This is a genomic window from Thauera butanivorans NBRC 103042 (assembly GCF_001591165.1).
GTDB lineage: Bacteria > Pseudomonadota > Gammaproteobacteria > Burkholderiales > Rhodocyclaceae > Thauera > Thauera butanivorans.
The window spans coordinates 13,196-31,724 of sequence record NZ_BCUG01000062.1 but is presented as its reverse complement, the minus strand read 5'-3'; the positions used below and the strand labels follow the sequence as shown (position 1 = coordinate 31,724).

Below are 18,529 nucleotides of genomic sequence, written 5' to 3'. Positions count from 1 at the left end.
TCATTCAAGCCGACGCCGCTTCGCGGCGCGGCTTAATTCAGGCGTTATGCCCTGCAGAGAACAACCTGATGGATCGTGAAAAATACAAGGCGCTGTTCGAATACATGGAGAAGCAATATTCGGAGGAGCGAGACAGGTCTGGGAAGCTTGAAGACAAGGCTGTGAAATATCTTGCTTCAATAACAATCGCGATAAGCGCATTTGTCTTTTTAATTCGATATGTTATTACTGAAGTTCTACCGCCTTCTGGTTTTACTTCATGGCTTGTACTGATCTCAATGGCATTCACTCTATTAGGCTTGGTATCTGCTTGGAGTATGGTATTCCGAAGCATAAAATTACAAGATGTCGCAAAAATGCCACACGGAGAAGATGTGATAGAAATGTTCAATTCTAAAAATCTTGAATCTATCCGTCTGGCTCTAGCCAAGCGCTATTCAGAAGCAGCGAAGATTCGTGAAAGAGAGTATTTGAATAAGTTGGAGTATGTAAAAAAAGCATACAGTGAGATTGTTTTTACAGGTTATTGTTTCCTTACCTTTGTCGTCATGCTTGTAGTGCATGGTTGGTCTTAGTTGACTCTAAGGGAGAAGAGTATGTGTAATGAAAATGATAGTGAAGATTCGGGTGCTGAAGAAGTGCCAGAGATTATCGAAGCACCAAGTCTAGTTCTCGTTCAAGAGAGTATTGATATTCCAAGTGTCAATGCTGAAAAAGAGGAATGACATAACAAGGCCTTGCAGCGGACGCAGTCGCTTACGCGCCTGCTCCGCTGAAGGCGACGTTGGGCGTCAGGATATTGAGACTATGGGAATCTTCGATCTATTCTCCAAACGTCAGCGCAGGCTTCGGGGTGAGTTCCCCGATGTTTATACCTATGACGATCTACCGAATGCACTTCGAGTCCAGGTCGTCCACATCATTCGGGATGCGCTTGGCGTTGACTACTACGGCAGCGAACACGCGTCAAAAACGTATGAATTTATTAACAACACGTTATGCCGTGAGTATGGGTTGTTTGAGTTAACAAAACGGCCTCGTTCACTGGATGAGTCAGTTCTCAATTTCTTCTTGGCGGAAGAATCGGTTGAAAGAGCACTCGACGTAATAGAGCTTTCATTCAAACTTATTGACACCTATGTCAGGAATCACTACCCGCACAATAGCGGGGCAAAGATTGAGCCAGATGATGCCATTGCAGAGTTAAACGGAAGATTCAAAGAGCATGGAATAGGATTCCAGTTCGAGTCGTCCGAATTAATACGCGTTGACTCTGACTTCATTCATTCAGAAGCGGTCAAGCCAACTCTGGCAATCCTCCGTGATAGCAAGTTCAAGGGCGCAAACGAGGAGTTTCTTAAGGCGCATGAGCATTATCGTCACGGTCGTTACAAAGAGTGCCTAGTCGATGCGCTGAAATCATTTGAAAGCACGCTGAAGGCAATCTGCGCAAAGCGTGGATGGAAAACACAGCCTACAGATACAGCAAAGGCACTAATTAACACTTGTCTGTCTGAAGGGCTTCTCCCGTCATTTCTGGAGAGCCAAATGGGCGCTGTTCGGTCGTTGCTGGAAAGTGGAGTGCCAGCGGTGCGAAATAAGCTAGGTGGACACGGTCAGGGCACTGAGAGCATTGCTGTCCCAGAATATTTTGCTCGCTATGCGCTAAATCTTACCGCCAGCAGCATCCTTCTAATGGCGGAAGCAGATGCTGCAAAGAAGTAGACGCCCAACCCATCCCCAAGGGACTTCCCGTCAACTGTTTTCTGCAGACAGCAGCCGTTGATCATGCACGCATCTTCTTCTCCTGCTGATCACGCCTGGGCGTGACCGCTTCTGGACTGCCGACATCGCGATGGACAAGGACAGAACAGACTGCCTTTCCCCAATCGGCCTTGCTCGGCACGCACGTGCCGGGGCCATGCGACTCACCGCTCCGGCTGGCCTCAATCATTCATCGGCGCGGCCGGGGCGCGGGGATCAGCCGCGACACCCTTCATGGTCGGCCATCAGGTTAGCCAGGCTCTCAGCCGGTCGGTCTGACTCACCCCAATACGAAAACAACATGCACAACAGATACGGAAAACTCGCTTCCTGGGTCTATCACCTGGACAAACCCATCGGTCACTCCTTCGGTGATCAGGAATACTACCGGCAGCGTCTGACCGGATGCGATGGCGCTGTTCTGGAACCTGCCGTCGGCAATGGCCGAATCTTCGTGCCGCTACTGGAGGCGGGTTTGGCTATCGAAGGCTTCGATGCGTCGCAAGACATGATCGAATACTGCCAGCAGGAGTGCCTGAAGCGACGCCTGCCCACGCCGCTGACATGCCAGACATTCGATAACTTCCACTACGAACGACGCTTCGCAGCCATCATCCTGCCGGCAGGATCATTCCAGTTGATCACGGATACCACTTCGGCCATGGCCGTGCTCAAGCGGTTTCACGATCATCTGCTGCCTGGTGGAAGGCTGATCCTGGACATCGACTCCATCGAAAGCATCATGGAAGATTCGGGTTCCGCGCGCAGTTGGGTGGTGAAAGAGAACGAACTGCTGACGCTGATCAGCCAGCGGGCCGGGATCGATCACATCAGGCAAACGACCCTTTCTCATCTGCGCTACGAACACTGGCGGGATGGCGCGCTGCTGGGTACCGAACTCGACCTGTTTCACTTGCGCTGGTGGGGCGTCGCGGAGTTGGCGTTCGCGTTGCGGGAGGCTGGCTTCGTGGACGTGGTGGCGTCGGGCGATTACCAGCATGGACGTCCACCGCGCCAGGGCGATCAAATCATCAGCTTCGAGGCGACGCGCCGTTGATCATGCCCCCATCTTCTTCTCCCACTGATCACGCCCAAGCGTGACCGGTTCTCGAATCAGACATTTCATGCGCATCGAAATCAGTGGCCTGATCGCCAGCTTCGAGCGCATGGACCATCGGCAATCGTCACCACACTCGGTATCATGCGTCCCGCCCCGGTAACTCCAGCAAGCGGACCGAACGAGCATGAGCGACATCCAGACCCTGCGCCGGGTTCTCCACGAATCCCGCACCATCGCCGTCGTCGGCCTGTCGGCCGACTGGTTCCGGCCGTCCTACTTCGCCGCCAAGTACATGCAGGCGCACGGCTACCGGATCATCCCGGTCAACCCGAAGTACCCCGAAATCCTTGGCGAGAAAAGCTATCCCGACCTCGCCTCGATCCCGGACAAGGTCGACATCGTCGACGTGTTCCGCAAGCCCGCCGATGCGCTGGCGGTCGCCGAACAGGCGATCGCCATCGGCGCCCGCACGCTGTGGCTGCAGATCGGCGTCATCAACGAGGAAGCCAGGCGCAAGGCCGAGGCGGCCGGCCTCACCGTGATCATGGACCGCTGCGTCAAGATCGAGTATGCCCGCCTCTTCGGCGGCCTCAACTGGTTCGGCGTCAACACCAAGGTGATTTCCGCCCGCCGCCCCCGCTGGCTTCCCTGAGCAGGATTCCGAACATGGCAGACCATCAATACGGCTTCGACACCCTGTGCCTGCACGCCGGCCAGATTCCCGACGCGGCCACCGGCAGCCGCGCCGTCCCCATCTACCAGACCACCTCCTACGTCTTCGACAGCCCTGAAGAAGCGGCCAGCCTCTTCAACCTGCAGACCTTCGGCAACGTCTATTCGCGCATCTCGAATCCCACCGTCGCGGTGTTCGAGGAGCGGATCGCCGCGCTCGAAGCGGGCCGCGCCGCGCTGGCCACCGGCAGCGGCATGGCGGCACAGATGATCGCGCTGCTCAACATCTGCGAGGCCGGCGACCAGATCGTCGCCGCGCGCACGCTGTACGGCGGCACCCACACCCAGCTCGACGTCAATTTCCGCAAGCTCGGCATCGACACCGTGTTCGTCGATCCGGACGAGCCGGAGAACTTCGCCCGCGCGATCACGCCCAGAACCAAGGCCGTGTATGCCGAAACCCTGGGCAACCCCTCGCTCAACGTGCTCGACATCGAGGCGGTGGCGCAGATCGCCAACGGCGCCGGCCTGCCGCTGTTCATCGACAACACCTTCGCCAGCCCCTACCTGTGCCGGCCCTTCGAATGGGGCGCCGCGATCAGCGTCCATTCGGCGACCAAGTTCCTCGGCGGCCACGGCACCACGATGGGCGGCGTGATCGTCGAATCCGGCAAGTTCCCGTGGGACAACGGCAAGTTCCCGAGCATGACCGATCCCTCGCCCGGCTACCACGGCGTGCGCTTCTTCGAGACCTTCGGCGACTTCGGCTTCACGATGAAGTGCCGCATGGAAGGCATGCGCACCTTCGGCCCGGTGCTCTCGCCCTTCGCCGCCTTCCAGCTGCTGCAGGGCGTCGAGACCCTGCCGCTGCGCATGGACCGCCACTGCGCCAACGCGCTGGCGGTGGCCCGCCATCTGGAATCGCACCCCAAGGTCGCCTGGGTCAATTACCCCGGCCTGGAAAGCAGCCGCTACCACGACCTGGCGAAGAAATACCTGCCGCGCGGCGCCGGCGCGGTGCTGAGCTTCGGCATCAAGGGCGGTGCCGCCGCCGGGCAGAAGTTCATCGATTCGGTCGAATTCCTGTCCCACCTCGCCAACATCGGCGACGCCAAGACCCTGGTCATCCACCCCGCCTCCACCACCCACCGCCAGCTCTCCGAAGAGCAGCAGGTGGCGGCCGGCGTGCCGCCCGACCTGATCCGCCTGTCGGTCGGCCTGGAAACCCTGGACGACATCCTGTGGGACATCGACCAGGCGCTGAGCAGGGCCTGACGCCCCCTTTTCCCGTTTTCTGCTTTCCAACTGAAATTTTCTTGGTTCGCGGCGGCGGCTCCGCTTTCTAACATTGCCTCTGTTGCGCTGCAGCGTGCGCTTCTTCCAGACACAGAGGATCGATGATGAAAGCAACCCGCCTCCTGCGCGCCGGCCTGGCTGCGCTGACCCTGGCCGTGAGCACCGGCGTGGCGCATGCGGAGAAACTGGCCGTCGGCTACCTGCCGGTGACCGGCCATGCCAAGTTCTTCGTTGCCCAGGAACGCGGCTTCTTCAAGCAGGAAGGGCTGGAGGTGGAGCTGGTGGAATTCGTCAATTCCGCCGACGGCCTGCATGCGGTGGTCTCCAGCAAGCTCGACATCGGCGCCTTCGGCACCACCGCCCCGCTGGTGCATTACGCCCGCGGCGCCGACCTGAAGATCATTGGCGGCATCATGGGCGAGGATGCGGCGATCATCGTCAAGCCCGAGAACGCCGCCAGCGTGCGCACCATCGGCGACCTCAAGGGCAAGAAGATCGCCACCATCCGCCTGGCGACCGGCGATGCGGTGCTGCGCGGGGCACTCAACCAGGCGGCGCTGGACTGGCGCAAGGACGTGCAGATCTTCGAGCTGAAGAATCCGCCAGCGGTGCTCGAAGCGGTGAAGTCCGGCCAGGTCGATGCCGGCGTGGTGTGGGGCCCGCACGACATCCGCGCCGAACGCCAGGGCCTGCAGGTGGTGATCCGTTCCAGCGAGCTGCAGCCGGGCCACCCCTGCTGCCGTCTGGTGGTGAAGTCCGACAAGCTCAAGAACCCGGCCACGCTGGCCCATCTGGAAGCGGCCTGAGGGCCCGGCGCACACGCTCCAGCGTTCCCGCTCCGGCGGGAACGCCGCCTCATCGCCAAGATGCAATCTGAATACCAGGAACCACGATCATGAGCGCCCCGCAGAAGGCCCTGACCCTGCCCGCCGATGCAGGCGGCAAACACGGCACCGCCTCCCGCCCACGACTTCCCGCCGGCTTCGTCTGGGAGCCGTGGGCATTTGCCGCCGCCCTGCTGCTGGCCTGGCAGATCGGCGGCAGCGCCCTGTCCGGCGAAGGCAACCCGCTGCTGCCGCCCCCGGCCGTGGTGTTCCAGGCGCTGTGGGACTCGCTGCCGGAACTGGGTCGCGGCACCGTCTCGTCCTTCCTGATCCTGCTGCCGGGCTATGCCGGAGCACTGGTGCTGGGCATCGCCTTCGGCCTGCTGGCCGGCACCACCCCCTGGCTGGCACGCACCTTCTTCCCCTTCGCCAAGGTGGCCGCACCGATTCCGCCCACCGTGTTCATCCCCTACGCCATCGCGGTGCTGCCCACCTTCCATCTGTCGGCCACTTTCGTGGTGTTCCTCGGCGCCTTCTGGCCCATCTTCCACAATGCGGCCGCCGGCGCGCTGTCGGTGGAAGGCCGGCACCGCGACAACGCGCGCGTGCTCGGCTTCACGCACCTCGAGTATCTGCGCAAGGTGGTCTTCCCGGCCAGCCTGCCGCACATCTTTTCCGGCATGGCGGTGGGCCTGGGCTTCTCCTTCATCCTGCTCACGGTGGCGGAGCTGTTCGGCGCCAATGCCGGGCTGGGCCGCTTCGTGCAGTACTACGCCGACTTCGCCGACTATCCGCGCATGGTGGCCGGCATCCTGTACACCGGCGTCGTGACCTGGGGCGCGATGACCCTGCTGGACAAGCTGCGCCACCGCACCTTGTTCTGGCTGCGCTGAGGGCTCCGGCATGAAAACCCTGCCGCCTCGCCACGGAATCCTTGCCTGCCCCGCCGCGCCCCGGATCGACGCCGCCGGCGCGCGGGCGCAGCCGCGGCTGTGGTCCGCCGTCACGATCGCCATCCTGCTGGCGCTATGCATCGTCGCCGGCTCCCTGCAGGCAGGCACGGCGCCCGCCGGCAAGCAGCATGACGGCTTCTTCCCGCCGAGCGCCGACCTCGCCGCGGCGCTCGAACAGGCCCGCAGCAGCGGGCGCCAGGGCGTTGCCGTGCTATTCGAGATGGAAGGCTGCGGCGAATGCGCAAAGCTGCGCGCCACGACCTTCAGGGACAGCGGCCTGCGCAAGGCCTACGAACGCGATTTCGTCACGGCCAGCCTGATGGCCGACCAGCCGCTGCCGCTCAGGGACTTCGACGACCAGGCCACGCAGCAGGCCGAGTTCGCCCGCAGCGAGCGCGTCTTCGCCTTGCCGACCCTGGTGTTCTACGACCTCGACGGCCTGCCGGTCGCCCGCCAGCTGGGCAGTGCGGGAGATGCCGCGCAGTGGATCCGGCTGGCGCGCTACGTGCGCGAAAAGGCCTACGAGGACACGCCTTTCAGCCACTGGCAGCCCGCCGACTGAGGAGATGCCACGCCCCATCCCGCATGGCGGGCAACCGTCATGCATCATCCAGGTCGAATTCCCCGCCACGGCCAGTGAACGTATCCCGGTCATCCGGCTTGCGGATCACGACGATGGTCACGACTGGCGGAGCATGAGGGAAGTCATCCATCAAGTGCTGCTGCACCGGCGGGAACAGCCGCTCCCATAGCCCGATGGAGTTCTCGATCGCGCCCGGCAGCGCCAGGACCGCCGTCAGCATGACGGCCGTCGCCGGGTCGGCCAGCGCGGAGGCCACGCGCTGCTTTGCCTTGACCAGAACTTTCCAGTCGAAGATGTAGCTTCCGCGCCGCAATCCGGTTCCTACGAACTCGAGATCGTAGAGCAGTGCCAGCGCCGGCTGCTGCCGCTTGAATTCCCGCGCCAGCAGATATTGAAAGCCCCTCGCGGCAACCTGCGCATCGCTGAAATCCTCGCCCGGAACATGGAGCGAAACTTCGATCACCGCCAGTATCTTCTCGAGCGCCAGTGCTTCGGAGTGCACGGTGCCGGAAACGGGTTCGTCGGACTGCGTGGTCATGATCTGCTCTCCTGCCAGTCGAAGCGCTCACCCAGCCGAGCCCGCGCCGCCTTTATCAGGCAATCATAGAACACCGGCAGGCGTAGTCCAGGCGGCAAAGCGGCACCCCGCCGAAGGAACCCGTCAATGGACGCGAACAGCCACCCGCGACAGCTTGTCGCGCAGATCGACCACCGAGTGCCGGCAGAACACCAGCACCAGGTCGCGGCTCGCCGCCTGGCGCTTGATGCTGTACAGCAGGTCGTGGCTGACCCGGTTGCACAGCACCACGACGACGCGGGTATCGATGGGAATCGGCTTGCGGTTCTCATGCACATGGCGTCCCGACCAATGTTCGGCGCAGGTGATGCCGAGATGCGCCGAGTGGATGAGTTCGTTCCTGATCGCGTCCACCCGGTCCGCTCCTACCACGAGTGCTCTCATTTTCCTTTCTCCGCTGACATGGGATATCGATCCATGCGTGCCCCGGCTCGGCGGAATTCCATCCGGAATGCCCCGAGCATTTCCGTTTCCGCATTTCCGTTTCCCATTCCGGGGCAAGCCGGGCAATTCATGGATGCCGGGAAGAAAAGATAGGCAAGAAGCGGCGAAACGCGAACCAAGTTAATCGGATTTGCATTTTCCGGTTCCAGTGTGATGCTTTCGCCGCGGCGCCTTCAAAACGCTGACGCTCCAGGGAGATCGGTCAATCCGCTGCAGATCGACGCCCCGCCCGATCCAGCAACGATGAAATCCAGCAATTCTTATCGATAAAGATTCGTTCTCGCTTTTTGCGCCTGTCCCTAGACTCTTCGAGGCAAGCGGAAAACCGCGCGGCATTTCCATTCCGGCGGCACGACCCGCATCCAACACGACAGGAGATTTCCCTTGAGCCCCCCCATCAAAGTCGTTGCCGTATCCGGCAGCCTGCAACGCCCGTCCCGCACCCTGAGCGTGGTCGAGGCATTGATCGACACGCTGGCCGAACAGGCGCCGATCAGTGCCCGCCTGATTGAACTCGGCAACATCGGCCCCCGACTGGCCGGCGCCCTCTATCCGTCCCAGCTGCCGGAGGACATCAAGGCCGACATCGCCGCCATCGAGTCGGCCGACTTCCTGGTGGTGGCGAGCCCGGTTTATCGGGCCTCCTTCACCGGCCTGTTCAAGCACCTGTTCGACTTCGTCGATCAGAACGCCCTCATCGACGTGCCGGTGCTGCTGGCGGCCACCGGCGGCAGCGACCGCCACGCGCTGGTCATCGAGCACCAGTTGCGGCCGCTGTTCAGCTTCTTCCAGGCCCACACGCTGCCGATCGGCGTCTATGCCAACGAAGCCGAGATCCGGGACTACAAGGTCGACAGCCCCTCGCTGCGCGCGCGCATCGAGCTCGCCGCCAAGCGCGCCCGCCCCTTCCTGCGCAAGCGGGCCCACGCCCCGGCGGAGGCGCCGAAGTCCGTGCGCGCCGCCGCCTGAGCGAGGACACACGCCATGAGCCTCGACATCTTCTGGTTCCTGCCCACTTCCGGCGACACCCGCTACCTGGGCAAATCCAATTCCGGCCGGCCGGTCACCATCGACTACATGCAGCAGATCGCGGTCGCCGCCGACAAGCTCGGCTACGACGGCATCCTGATCCCCACCGGCAGCGGCTGCCTCGATCCCTGGGTCGTCGCCAGCAGCGTCGCTCCTGTGACGCACAAACTGAAGCTGCTGGTGGCGCTGCGCACCGCGCTGACCAAGCCGACTGCCGCCGCGCGCATGGCGGCGACGCTGGATCAGGCGACCCGGGGCCGGCTGTTGCTGAACGTGGTGGCCGGCGGCGACTCGGCGGAACTGGCCGGCGACGGCATCTTCCTCGACCACGACGCGCGCTACGACGAGGCCGGGGAATTCCTGAGCATCTGGCGCCGGCTGCTGCAGGGCGAGACGGTCGATTTCGACGGCGAGCATCACCAGGTGAAAGGCGCCCAACTGCTCTTCCCCGCGGTGCAGCAGCCGCACCCGCCGCTGTATTTCGGCGGATCGTCGAATGCGGCGCACGATCTGGCTGCGGAACAGGTGGATGCCTACCTGACCTGGGGCGAACCGCCCGCCGCGGTGGCGGAAAAGATCGCCGACGTGCGCGCCCGTGCCGCCCGGCGGGGACGCAAGCCGCGCTTCGGCGTGCGCCTGCACGTGATCGTGCGCGAAACCAACGAGGAGGCCTGGGCGGAAGCCGACAAGCTCATCAGCCGGCTGGACGACGACACCATCGCCAAGGTCCAGGCGCGCTTCGCCTCGATGGACTCCGAGGGCCAGCGCCGCATGGCGGCACTGCACGGCGGACGCCGCGACAAGCTCGAAGTGAGCCCCAACCTGTGGGCGGGCGTGGGACTGGTGCGCGGCGGCGCCGGCACGGCGCTGGTCGGCGACCCGCAGACCGTGGCCGCACGATTGAAGGAATACGCCGACCTCGGCGTCGACACCTTCGTGCTGTCGGGCTACCCGCACCTGGAGGAAGCCTGGCGCTTCGCCGAGCTGGTGTTCCCGCTGCTGCCGGGCAAGAAGCCGGTGACGATCCAGGACCAGGTCATCACCGGCGGCCCCTTCGACGCCAGCACGGTGAGCGCACCGCAAAAGGCAGCCGCCTGAATCGCGCGCACGAAGCACCGCCGTTGGACGAGCCCGGCCGCGTCTGGCCGGCCGCCAACGGCGCGGACCTGCGCTAGCGCCGCTCCACGCCGAGCCGGCCCAGCATTGCCGCCATGTCCTCGGCGGAAGTCTCGGGCCTGACCTTGTCGTCTATCTGCAGAATCCTGCCGTCCTTGCCGATGTAGAAAGTGTGGCGCTTTGCGTAGCCTCTGTCGTGCAGCACGCCATAGGCCTTGGCCACCGACTTGTCCTCATCGCTGAGCAGGGGAAAGTCGGCACCCGTTTCCTTGGCAAAGCCCTTGTTGTCGAGCAGGGGATCGACGCTGGCCATGAAGTAGCTCACGTCGTATTCGCGGATGAGATGGCCGTTCTCGGCCAGCGATTTGCATTCGATGGTGCAGCCATAGGTATAGGCCTTCGGAAACCAGGCCAGCACCACGGCCTGCTTGCCGCGATAGTCGGCCAGCTTGTAGTGCTTGCCGTCGGAGCCGGGCAGATCGAAATCAGGGGCCTGGTCGCCAACTTCGAGCGCATGGCCCGGCAGCGCAAGCAGCGCCACGCACACGCCCGGAAGAAATTGCCTGACATATTTGAACACGATGATCTCCTTGGCCTTGCGCGACGGAACCGGTTCCCCGAATCATCGCTTCATTCGCTCGCTGTGTGCAAACCATCATTTGATTCGTATTTTTTCGGTTCCGCCGAAATGTTCTTGCGCGCGGCACGGAATGATGCCCGCCCGGCGCCGCATCGCCAGCCCCTTGCGGCCGATGGAAAGCTAAGCTGATTTTCTTGGTTCCGCTTCCCGGGCCCATGCGGACAATCGCGCCACCGATTCACGCAGATGACGACCGCGCATGAAGCCCGATACCGACCGACTCGTCCATTGGCTGGTCAGCGGCCTCGAACTCGACACCACCGTCTTCCACGTCGGCCAGTATTGCGGCGCATGGCGCGCCTCGACGGCCGGCCGCGCACGCGCGAGCTTCCACCTCATCCTGCGCGGCGATTGCTTCCTGCACCTCGGCGGCGGGGCCGGGCCGCTGCCGCTGGGCGAAGGCGACGCGGTGTTCCTGCTGCGTGACCGCCCCCACTCGCTGACGCCCGGGCGCCATCCAGGGCCGGACTGCGTGCCGCGCCCGATGCGGCCGATGCAGCCCGTCCAGCCGGACGGCACCAGCCTGGCCTGCGGCTTCTTCGACTTCCGCGGGCTGGCGGGGGCCTTCCTCGTCGAATCCTTTCCCGGCCTGCTGGTGCTGCGCGCGGGCTCCGGCACGCTGCGCGCCGCGGCGCCGCTGTTCGACCTCATCCGCGCGGAAGCGGACCGCGGCACCCCGGCGGCGTCCCCGCTGATCGCGCGCCTGACCGAGCTGCTGCTGTTCTACCTGATCCGCGAGATGGCCGCGCAGGAACGGATCGAGGCCGGCCTGTGGGCCGTGGCGGGCCGGCCGCAGTTCGCGCCGCTGCTCGAACGGCTGCTCGACGAGCCCGGCCGCGACTGGTCGGTCGACGACATGGCGCGCATCGCCAACATGTCGCGCGCCAGCTTCTTCAAGCATTTCGTCGACGCCAGCGGCCAGCCGCCCGCGCAGTTCCTGCTGTCGCTGCGCATGACCATCGCGGCGCGCCACCTGCGCGACGGCGACAGCGTCACCCGCGCCGCCGAGCGCGTCGGCTACCAGTCGCCGGCGGCATTCACGCGCGCCTTCCACAAGGTGATCGGCGAGCAGCCCGGCGCCTACCAGCGCGCGCGCCGGCAGGCCGCGCACGGCATGCACTGAATGTCTCGCCCCCCGCGCGCTGGACGATCGAACAAGAAACAGCGACAGACGCGCATAGCGCCGCCACACCGCCCTTCGGACAATGGCGCAACCCACACCAAGGATCGAACACCATGTCCCGGCTCCCACTGCAAACCCTCGACACCGCACCCGAAGCCAGCCGCCCCTTCATCGAGCGCGCGCAAACCGCCAACGGCTTCGTGCCCAACCTGATCGGCGTGCTGGCCAACGCCCCCGCCGCGCTCGAAACCTATTTCACCGTCGGCGACATCAACGCCCGCAGCAGCCTGACGCTGGCCGAGCGCGAAGTCGTGCAGATCACCGCCGCCAGCCTGCATGGCTGCGAGTTCTGCGTCAGCGGCCATTCGGCGATCGCGCTGAAGAAAGCCGGCTTCGACACCGCCGCCGTGGTCGCCCTGCAACAGCGCGGCGCGACCGGCAATGCCCGCTTCGACGCCCTCGCGGCCTTCACCCGCGCCCTCGTCGCCAGCCGGGGCGCGGTCGGCGACGGCGAGTTGAAAGCCTTCACCGACGCCGGCTTCACGCCGGCCCAGGTGCTCGAAGTGGTGCTCGGCGTCAGCCTGGCGACGCTGTGCAACTTCGCCAACAATCTCGCCCGCAACGACATCAACCCGCAGTTGCAGGATTTCCGCCCCGGAGTGCTGCAAGCATGAATGCGCGCGTCGACGCTACCGCCCTCGACTGGTTCGACACCCATGCCGAGGCGCTGAACCGCGGCAACGCCGATGCCGAACGGGTCGTGCCCGAGCTGGGCCGGCGCGGCCTGTTCCGCATCGGCGTGCCGCAGGCGCTGGGCGGCGACGGCGGCGACGGCTTCGATGCGGTGGAAGCGATCGCCGCCGTCGCCGAACGCTCGCTGAGCGCCGCCTTCGTGTTCTGGGGCCAGCGCACTTTCATCGAATTCCTGTTGCAGACGCCGAACGACACCGCCCGCGAACGCTGGCTCGCCGCGCTGCTCGACGGCAGCTTCGCCGGCGCCAGCGGGCTGTCGAACGCGATGAAGTTCCTGTCGGGCATCGAATCCCTTCAGATCGCCGCGACGCCCGACCGGGGACGCTGGCAGCTCGACGGCACGCTGCCGTGGGTCACCAATCTGCGCAAGGCCGGCTTCGTCGTCGCCGCCGCCGTACAGCGCGCCGACGCCACGCCGATGGTGGTGGCGTTGACCGACAGCCAGCCCGGCATCAGCCGCAGCGCCGATCTCGACCTGCTGGCGCTGCGCGGCAGCAATACCGCCGCGGTGGCGATCGAAGCCGCCTCGATCGGCGACGACCAGATTCTCCACCCCGATGCGCGCAGTTTCTGCCCGCAGGTACGCCCGGCCTTCCTCGCGCTGCAACTCGGCATGTCGATCGGCCTGGCGCGGATCGCGCTGCGCAGCGCGGGCGCGCAGGCGAAAGGCGCACACGCGCTGGTGATACCGCGTATCGACGCCACCTCCGGCGAACTGGAAACGCTGGCCGCCGAGCTGCGCACCGGACTCGCCGGCGGACACTTCACCACCCGGGCCGCCGCCCTGTTCCGCATCCGCATCCGCCTCGCCGGAATCGTGCAGACCGCGCTCGGCCTCGAACTGGACGCCACCGGCGGTCGCGCCTACCTGAATGCACACAATGCCGGTTTCGCCCGCCGCTGGCTCGAAGCCGCTTTCATTCCGGTCATCACCCCCAGCCTTACCCAATTGCAGGGCGAACTGGCAAAACACGCCGCACCGCCGGCAGGAACCGTCACCGCATGAGCGCACGCCCGGCCACGACAGCACCCGCCCCGGCGGCAGCCACCGGCAGCAGCGCCGTGCTCGATGCCGCGGGCCTGTCCTTCGCCTACGCCCGCTCGGGCGCCGGCTTCGGCGAGGTTTCGCTCGCCATCGGCCGGCGCGAGATCGTCTGCCTGCTGGGCGGCAGCGGCTGCGGCAAATCGACGCTGCTGCGCGTGCTCGCCGGCCTCGAAGCGCCGGCTGCCGGCACGGTGCGTTTTCTCGGCCAGCCGCTGGCGCGGCCGCATCCGCGCAGCGCACTGGTGTTCCAGCAAGCCAGCCTGCTGCCCTGGCTCAACGTGTTCGACAACGCCGGCTTCGGCCTCGACTTCAAGCACCAGCCGGCGGCGGATGCCGCCGCACGCAAGGCGCGCGTGCGCGAAGCCCTGGCGGCGGTCGGCCTGGCAGCGCATGAACGGGCCTGGCCAGCCGAACTGTCGGGCGGGCAGGCACAGCGCGTCGCGCTGGCCCGCGCGCTGGCGCGCGAACCCGAGCTGCTGTTCGCCGACGAACCCTTTTCCGCCCTCGACGCGATCACCCGCGCCGAGATGCAGGCTCTGCTGGTCGACGTCGTGCGCCGCTGGCACGCCGCCGTGCTGCTGGTCACCCACGACATCGACGAAGCCATCCTGGTCGCCGACCGCATCCTGCTGATGGCAGGCCGGCCCGGCCGCATCGAGCGCGAATGGACGGTCGGCATCCCCCATCCACGCGACGCCCACGCCGAAGCCGTCACCGCGCTGCGGCTGAACATCCTCTCCGCCTTGCGCGAAGCCAGCGCCACCGGCGTACCGCCTTCCCCCACTCCCGACGAGGAACCCTCCACATGAGCCGTCCCACGCCTTCCTCCCGCCCGCACATCTGCCAGTCGTCCGCCTGCGGCTGCGGCATGAACCGCCGCGACTTCCTGCGCCTGTCCGCGCTGACCGGCGCCGGCCTGGCCGTGCCCATGCTGCGCGCGGGCGACGCCGCGGCGCAGGCGGCCAGGGGCGACGACCTGCCGGTGAAGATCGGCTACCTGCCGATCACCGACGCCACGCCGCTGCTCATCGCCCATGCGCGCGGGCTGTTCGAGGCCGAAGGCCTGCGCACCGAGGCGCCGCGCCTGTTCCGCAGTTGGGCGCAGATCGTCGAGGCCTTCGTGTCCGGCCAGGTGAACGTCATCCACCTGCTGTCGCCGACCACGCTGTGGGTGCGCTACGGCACGAAATTCCCCGCCAAGGTGGTGGCGTGGAACCACATGAACGGCTCCGCGCTGACCGTCGCGCACGACATCGACAGCGTGGCCGGCCTCGGCGGCAAGACGGTAGCGGTGCCGTTCTGGTATTCGATCCACAACATCCTGCTGCAAAAGCTGCTGGTGGCCAGCGGCCTCACCGCCGTGACCCGCCCGCGCGGCACGGCGATCGCCGCCAGCGAGGTCAACCTGATCGTGCTGCCACCGGCCGAGATGGTGTCGGCGCTCGCCGGCAAGGGCATCGCCGGCTTCATCGTCGCCGACCCGTTCAACGCCGCCGCCGAGCTGAACAAGGTCGGCAAGATCCTGCGCTTCTCCGGTGACGTGTGGAAGGACCATGCCTGCTGCGTGACCTTCCTCGCCGAGCGCGACATCGCCGAACGCCCGCAATGGGCGCAGCGCGTCACCGACGCCATCGTCAAGGCCCAGTTGTGGACGCGCAGCAACCAGCTCGATGCGGCCAAGCTGCTGGCCGCCAGCGGCGACAAGCGCTACACCCCGCACTCGGTCGAAGTCCTGGCGAAAGTGCTGTCCGCCACCGACTACGCCAGCTACGAGGCCAGCGGCGTCGCCCGCAACAAGGGCTGGCACCAGCGCCGCATCGACTTCCAGCCCTACCCCTTCCCGTCCTACACCGAGGAGCTGGTGCGCAGCCTGCTCGCCACCAAGGTGGAGGGCGACGCATCCTTCCTCGCCACGCTGGACCCGGCCTTCGTCGCCCGCGATCTGGTCGATGACCGCTTCGTGCGCACGGCGATCGAACGTGTGGGCGGCCCGCAGGCCTTCGGCCTGCCCGCCGACCTGCTGCGGCAGGAAACCATCGCGGTCTGACGCGCATGCCCGCCACGCTGATCCTGCCCCTGCTCGGCCTCGCGCTGGCCGCCGCGCTGTGGGCGGCAGCCACGCTGCTGCTGGCGAACGAGACGCCGATCCTGGCCAACTTCGCACCCGCCGAGGCCTTCCGCGCGCTGTCGCGGCTGGCCATCGATCCGGTGATGTGGGAACACATCGGCGTCAGCCTGCAGCGGGTGGCCGTCGGCCTCGCCGCGGCGCTGGCGATCGGCGTGCCGGCGGGCGTCCTGACCGGGGTGTCTCGCGTGTTCGCGCAGGCGACGACGCCGCTGTTCCAGTTCCTGCGCATGATCTCGCCGCTGTCGTGGATGCCGATTGCGGTCATGGTCCTGGGCGTGGGCGACGCGCCGGTGTATTTCCTGCTCGCCTTCGCCGCAGTGTGGCCGATCCTGCTCAACACCGCGGCCGGCGTCGCCCAGCTCGACCGCAACTGGCTGATGCTGGCGCGCAGCCTGTCGGCGACACGCGCCGAAACCCTTTTCCGCGTCGTGCTGCCCGGCATCGTCGCCCACATCCTGAGCGGCGTGCGGCTGGCGATCGGCATCATCTGGATCATCCTCGTGCCGGCAGAGATGCTCGGCGTATCGGCCGGGCTCGGCTACTTCATCCTCGACGCCCGCGACCGCCTCGCCTACCCCGAGCTGATGGCGGCGATCCTCGTCATCGGCGCGCTCGGCTTCCTGCTCGACTATGGCGCGCGCTGGCTCTACCAGCACTGGCTGCACAAGGGCTGAGCCGCTGCACAAGTATCCAGCCCGCCATCGCCGAGACGATCGCAGGCCCCTCATGCGTCTGCTATCCTTCTCCCGGTCAATCAGTCACGAGGACGAGGCCATGCGAACTCTTACGCTTGCCGAAACGAAATCGCATTTCTCCGCCGTCGTCGACCAAGTCATCGCGGGCGAGGAAATCGTCATCACGCGCCGTGGCCAGCCTGTTGCCCGGATCATTCCCGAGCGCGCACGCCCGATGCGAGAGACTGCGTCGATCATCAATGAGCTGCGCGCCTTCTTGCAATCCCAGCCTCTACAGACCCGCCCGGCAGCGGATATCGTGCACGAAGCACGGGATGGCGCAGCCGCTCAGCCCTCCACCGTTCCGAAGCGCCTGGCCACGCGGTTGGCGCACAGTTCGAGCGTGGAGCAGAAGATGAAATACACCAGCGCCACGAACAGGAAGATCTCGGTCGGATAGACCATTTCGCGGTTGCTGACCTGGGTGGCGACGAAGGACAGCTCGCCGACGCCGATGACATAGGCGAGCGAGGTGTCCTTGACCAGCGCCACCCACTGGTTGATGAAGGACGGCACCATGATCGGCAGCGCCTGCGGCAGGATCACCAGGCGCAGCGCCTGTCCGCGGCTCAGGCCCAGCGCGGCGGCGGCCTGCCACTGCCCCGGCGGCAGGCTGGCGATGCCGGCATGGACCGAATGCGCCAGGTAGCTGCCGCCGATCAGCGACAGCGCCACCACCACGGTGCCGGTACCCGGCACGTCGATGCCGAACAGGATCGGCAGCAGGAAATAGGTCCAGAAGATCAGCATGATCACCGGAATGGCGCGGAAGAAGCCCAGCCCCAGCAGCAGCACGCTGTGCGCGGCGCCGCGCGTCATTGCCAGCGCGATGCCGAACACCAGCCCGAGCACCCCCGAAGCGATTGCCGACACCACGCTCAGCACCAGCGTCAGCGCGGCGCCGCCGAGCGGCCCGTTGGGCCAGGCGCCCAGCATGAAATAGCCGAAGTTGTTGGCGATGACGCTGAAGTCCATGGTTCGGAACCGCTCTCAGTGACTCGCGCCGGGCGCCGGCTTCCTGCGCTGCAGCCACTGCCCGGCGAGTTCGATGACGATGATGGTGGCGATGTACAGCGTGGTGGCGATGCCGAAGGCCTGGAAGGTCTTGAAGGTCTCGGTCTCGACCTGGCGCGACGCATAGGACAGCTCGGCCAGCCCGATCGCCATCGTCAGCGAGGAATTCTTGACCGCGTTCATATACTGGCCGAGCAGCGGCGGCAGCGAGATGCGGAAGGCCTGCGGCATCACCACGTTCAGCCACACCTGCAGCGGCGTGAAGCCCAGCGCCTGCGCGGCGGCGACCTGACCGGCGGGTACGCCGCGCACGCCGGAACGGAATTCCTCGGCGATGAAGGCTGCGGTATACAGCGTCAGGCCGAAGAAGCCGGCGAGGTATTCGAACGACGGCCAGCGCACGCCGAACAGCTTGAGGTCCCACTCATGCGGCGTGTTCAGCCAGATCAGCAGGTTTTCCGGCATCAGCGCACTGGCGCCGAAGTACCAGAAGAACAACTGCACCAGCAGCGGCGTGTTGCGGAACACCGACAGCCAGGCGCGCGCCGGCCACGACCACAGCGGCGAATGCGCGACGCGGGCGAGGCACAGGCCAAGGCCGAGCACGCTGGCGGCGACCGACACCAGCGCCGACAGCAGCAGCGTGACGCCGAAGCCCCCGATCAGCCAGCCCAGGTATTTCGGTGCGAGCAGTTCATCGAGCATGGTCGGCAGGCATGGCGTGGCGGAAACCGGCAATGGAAACGCCCCCGCCGGCCAGCGAGGCGGGCGGGG

Annotated in this window: 23 protein-coding genes; 18 read left to right on the top strand and 5 right to left on the bottom strand. The window is 65.5% G+C overall.

Annotated features, from left to right (window positions below; genetic code table 11):
• From TBU01S_RS24110 to TBU01S_RS19700, 9 genes are all read left to right on the top strand, one after another.
• Positions 1–575: hypothetical protein (locus tag TBU01S_RS24110; protein ID WP_157659220.1), on the top strand; the 575-nt coding region annotated here is incomplete at its 5' end.
• A 21-nt stretch (positions 576–596) separates the two neighbouring features.
• Positions 597–725 carry a hypothetical protein gene (locus tag TBU01S_RS25020; RefSeq protein WP_281178477.1) on the top strand — a complete coding sequence of 43 codons (129 nt, stop codon included), beginning with the start codon at positions 597–599 and terminating at the stop codon, positions 723–725.
• Between the two features lie 82 nt (positions 726–807).
• Positions 808–1,725 (top strand): abortive infection family protein, encoded by a 918-nt coding sequence (locus TBU01S_RS23315; protein ID WP_083953742.1) that lies wholly within the window; start codon positions 808–810, stop codon positions 1,723–1,725.
• Positions 1,726–2,065: 340 nt separating this feature from the next.
• Positions 2,066–2,821: a methyltransferase domain-containing protein gene (locus tag TBU01S_RS19730; protein ID WP_068639212.1), complete on the top strand. Its 756-nt coding sequence runs from the start codon at positions 2,066–2,068 to the stop codon at positions 2,819–2,821.
• 187 nt (positions 2,822–3,008) lie between these two features.
• A complete protein-coding gene (locus tag TBU01S_RS19720; RefSeq protein WP_068639210.1) occupies positions 3,009–3,476 on the top strand; it encodes a CoA-binding protein in 468 nt (155 codons plus the stop codon).
• Between the two features lie 14 nt (positions 3,477–3,490).
• A complete protein-coding gene (locus tag TBU01S_RS19715) occupies positions 3,491–4,771 on the top strand; it encodes an O-acetylhomoserine aminocarboxypropyltransferase/cysteine synthase family protein (RefSeq protein WP_068639209.1) in 1,281 nt (426 codons plus the stop codon).
• A gap of 125 nt (positions 4,772–4,896) precedes the next feature.
• Positions 4,897–5,598 carry an ABC transporter substrate-binding protein gene (locus TBU01S_RS19710; protein ID WP_245650993.1) on the top strand — a complete coding sequence of 234 codons (702 nt, stop codon included), beginning with the start codon at positions 4,897–4,899 and terminating at the stop codon, positions 5,596–5,598.
• Between the two features lie 89 nt (positions 5,599–5,687).
• On the top strand, positions 5,688–6,509 hold the full coding sequence (locus TBU01S_RS19705; protein WP_068639208.1) for an ABC transporter permease: 822 nt from the start codon (positions 5,688–5,690) through the stop codon (positions 6,507–6,509).
• Positions 6,510–6,519: 10 nt separating this feature from the next.
• Positions 6,520–7,131 carry a thioredoxin family protein gene (locus TBU01S_RS19700; RefSeq protein ID WP_068639207.1) on the top strand — a complete coding sequence of 204 codons (612 nt, stop codon included), beginning with the start codon at positions 6,520–6,522 and terminating at the stop codon, positions 7,129–7,131.
• 37 nt (positions 7,132–7,168) lie between these two features.
• Here TBU01S_RS19700 and TBU01S_RS19695 read toward each other — a convergent pair whose 3' ends face one another.
• Both TBU01S_RS19695 and TBU01S_RS19690 read right to left on the bottom strand, forming a co-directional pair.
• A complete protein-coding gene (locus tag TBU01S_RS19695; protein ID WP_068639206.1) occupies positions 7,169–7,690 on the bottom strand; it encodes a hypothetical protein in 522 nt (173 codons plus the stop codon).
• Between the two features lie 123 nt (positions 7,691–7,813).
• Positions 7,814–8,113, bottom strand: a complete 300-nt coding sequence (locus tag TBU01S_RS19690) for a hypothetical protein (protein ID WP_245650992.1) — start codon at positions 8,111–8,113, stop codon at positions 7,814–7,816.
• Between the two features lie 444 nt (positions 8,114–8,557).
• Between TBU01S_RS19690 and msuE the strand changes: the two genes are divergently transcribed.
• Both msuE and ssuD read left to right on the top strand, forming a co-directional pair.
• Positions 8,558–9,142 carry an FMN reductase gene (gene msuE / locus TBU01S_RS19685; RefSeq protein ID WP_068639204.1) on the top strand — a complete coding sequence of 195 codons (585 nt, stop codon included), beginning with the start codon at positions 8,558–8,560 and terminating at the stop codon, positions 9,140–9,142.
• Between the two features lie 15 nt (positions 9,143–9,157).
• Positions 9,158–10,300 carry an FMNH2-dependent alkanesulfonate monooxygenase gene (gene ssuD, locus TBU01S_RS19680; RefSeq protein ID WP_068639203.1) on the top strand — a complete coding sequence of 381 codons (1,143 nt, stop codon included), beginning with the start codon at positions 9,158–9,160 and terminating at the stop codon, positions 10,298–10,300.
• Between the two features lie 73 nt (positions 10,301–10,373).
• On the opposite strand, the gene TBU01S_RS19675 is transcribed toward ssuD, so the two are convergent.
• The gene (locus TBU01S_RS19675; protein ID WP_068639202.1) at positions 10,374–10,898 is read right to left on the bottom strand and encodes a peroxiredoxin; all 525 of its coding nucleotides are present in this window, start codon (positions 10,896–10,898) and stop codon (positions 10,374–10,376) included.
• A 259-nt stretch (positions 10,899–11,157) separates the two neighbouring features.
• On the opposite strand from TBU01S_RS19675, the gene TBU01S_RS19670 reads away from it, so the two are divergent.
• The 7 genes from TBU01S_RS19670 (at position 11,158) to TBU01S_RS23310 (ending at position 17,141) form a co-directional block, all read left to right on the top strand.
• Entirely contained in the window at positions 11,158–12,081 is a 924-nt protein-coding gene (locus tag TBU01S_RS19670; protein ID WP_068639201.1) for an AraC family transcriptional regulator, read from the top strand.
• A 113-nt stretch (positions 12,082–12,194) separates the two neighbouring features.
• Positions 12,195–12,755: a carboxymuconolactone decarboxylase family protein gene (locus tag TBU01S_RS19665; RefSeq protein ID WP_068639200.1), complete on the top strand. Its 561-nt coding sequence runs from the start codon at positions 12,195–12,197 to the stop codon at positions 12,753–12,755.
• Positions 12,752–13,840 (top strand): acyl-CoA dehydrogenase family protein, encoded by a 1,089-nt coding sequence (locus TBU01S_RS19660; protein WP_068639199.1) that lies wholly within the window; start codon positions 12,752–12,754, stop codon positions 13,838–13,840. Before TBU01S_RS19665 ends, TBU01S_RS19660 begins: the two co-directional genes overlap by 4 nt.
• A complete protein-coding gene (locus TBU01S_RS19655) occupies positions 13,837–14,688 on the top strand; it encodes an ABC transporter ATP-binding protein (RefSeq protein WP_068639198.1) in 852 nt (283 codons plus the stop codon). The genes TBU01S_RS19660 and TBU01S_RS19655 overlap by 4 nt, the downstream gene beginning before the upstream one ends.
• On the top strand, positions 14,685–15,926 hold the full coding sequence (locus TBU01S_RS19650; RefSeq protein WP_068639197.1) for an ABC transporter substrate-binding protein: 1,242 nt from the start codon (positions 14,685–14,687) through the stop codon (positions 15,924–15,926). Before TBU01S_RS19655 ends, TBU01S_RS19650 begins: the two co-directional genes overlap by 4 nt.
• A gap of 5 nt (positions 15,927–15,931) precedes the next feature.
• Positions 15,932–16,681, top strand: a complete 750-nt coding sequence (locus TBU01S_RS19645) for an ABC transporter permease (RefSeq protein WP_068639196.1) — start codon at positions 15,932–15,934, stop codon at positions 16,679–16,681.
• Entirely contained in the window at positions 16,638–17,141 is a 504-nt protein-coding gene (locus TBU01S_RS23310) for a type II toxin-antitoxin system Phd/YefM family antitoxin (protein WP_369404221.1), read from the top strand. The genes TBU01S_RS19645 and TBU01S_RS23310 overlap by 44 nt, the downstream gene beginning before the upstream one ends.
• Here TBU01S_RS23310 and TBU01S_RS19640 read toward each other — a convergent pair.
• A complete protein-coding gene (locus TBU01S_RS19640) occupies positions 17,030–17,716 on the bottom strand; it encodes an amino acid ABC transporter permease (RefSeq protein WP_068639195.1) in 687 nt (228 codons plus the stop codon). The genes TBU01S_RS23310 and TBU01S_RS19640 overlap by 112 nt on opposite strands.
• Positions 17,717–17,731: 15 nt before the next feature.
• Complete coding sequence (locus TBU01S_RS19635; RefSeq protein ID WP_068639194.1) at positions 17,732–18,460, bottom strand: amino acid ABC transporter permease; 729 nt, start codon at positions 18,458–18,460, stop codon at positions 17,732–17,734.
• Positions 18,461–18,529: the final 69 nt, after the last annotated feature.

Excerpts from the sequence above, each read along its gene's own strand:
- TBU01S_RS25020 (WP_281178477.1), top strand. The coding sequence starts at position 597 with ATGTGTAATGAAAATGATAGTGAAGATTCGGGTGCTGAAGAAGTGCCA.
- TBU01S_RS23315 (WP_083953742.1), top strand. The coding sequence starts at position 808 with ATGGGAATCTTCGATCTATTCTCCAAACGTCAGCGCAGGCTTCGGGGT.
- TBU01S_RS19730 (WP_068639212.1), top strand. The coding sequence starts at position 2,066 with ATGCACAACAGATACGGAAAACTCGCTTCCTGGGTCTATCACCTGGAC.
- TBU01S_RS19720 (WP_068639210.1), top strand. The coding sequence starts at position 3,009 with ATGAGCGACATCCAGACCCTGCGCCGGGTTCTCCACGAATCCCGCACC.
- TBU01S_RS19715 (WP_068639209.1), top strand. The coding sequence starts at position 3,491 with ATGGCAGACCATCAATACGGCTTCGACACCCTGTGCCTGCACGCCGGC.
- TBU01S_RS19710 (WP_245650993.1), top strand. The coding sequence starts at position 4,897 with ATGAAAGCAACCCGCCTCCTGCGCGCCGGCCTGGCTGCGCTGACCCTG.
- TBU01S_RS19705 (WP_068639208.1), top strand. The coding sequence starts at position 5,688 with ATGAGCGCCCCGCAGAAGGCCCTGACCCTGCCCGCCGATGCAGGCGGC.
- TBU01S_RS19700 (WP_068639207.1), top strand. The coding sequence starts at position 6,520 with ATGAAAACCCTGCCGCCTCGCCACGGAATCCTTGCCTGCCCCGCCGCG.
- TBU01S_RS19695 (WP_068639206.1), bottom strand. The coding sequence starts at position 7,690 with ATGACCACGCAGTCCGACGAACCCGTTTCCGGCACCGTGCACTCCGAA.
- TBU01S_RS19690 (WP_245650992.1), bottom strand. The coding sequence starts at position 8,113 with ATGAGAGCACTCGTGGTAGGAGCGGACCGGGTGGACGCGATCAGGAAC.
- ssuD (WP_068639203.1), top strand. The coding sequence starts at position 9,158 with ATGAGCCTCGACATCTTCTGGTTCCTGCCCACTTCCGGCGACACCCGC.
- TBU01S_RS19670 (WP_068639201.1), top strand. The coding sequence starts at position 11,158 with ATGAAGCCCGATACCGACCGACTCGTCCATTGGCTGGTCAGCGGCCTC.
- TBU01S_RS19665 (WP_068639200.1), top strand. The coding sequence starts at position 12,195 with ATGTCCCGGCTCCCACTGCAAACCCTCGACACCGCACCCGAAGCCAGC.
- TBU01S_RS19660 (WP_068639199.1), top strand. The coding sequence starts at position 12,752 with ATGAATGCGCGCGTCGACGCTACCGCCCTCGACTGGTTCGACACCCAT.
- TBU01S_RS19655 (WP_068639198.1), top strand. The coding sequence starts at position 13,837 with ATGAGCGCACGCCCGGCCACGACAGCACCCGCCCCGGCGGCAGCCACC.
- TBU01S_RS19650 (WP_068639197.1), top strand. The coding sequence starts at position 14,685 with ATGAGCCGTCCCACGCCTTCCTCCCGCCCGCACATCTGCCAGTCGTCC.
- TBU01S_RS19645 (WP_068639196.1), top strand. The coding sequence starts at position 15,932 with ATGCCCGCCACGCTGATCCTGCCCCTGCTCGGCCTCGCGCTGGCCGCC.
- TBU01S_RS23310 (WP_369404221.1), top strand. The coding sequence starts at position 16,638 with ATGGCGCGCGCTGGCTCTACCAGCACTGGCTGCACAAGGGCTGAGCCG.
- TBU01S_RS19640 (WP_068639195.1), bottom strand. The coding sequence starts at position 17,716 with ATGGACTTCAGCGTCATCGCCAACAACTTCGGCTATTTCATGCTGGGC.
- TBU01S_RS19635 (WP_068639194.1), bottom strand. The coding sequence starts at position 18,460 with ATGCTCGATGAACTGCTCGCACCGAAATACCTGGGCTGGCTGATCGGG.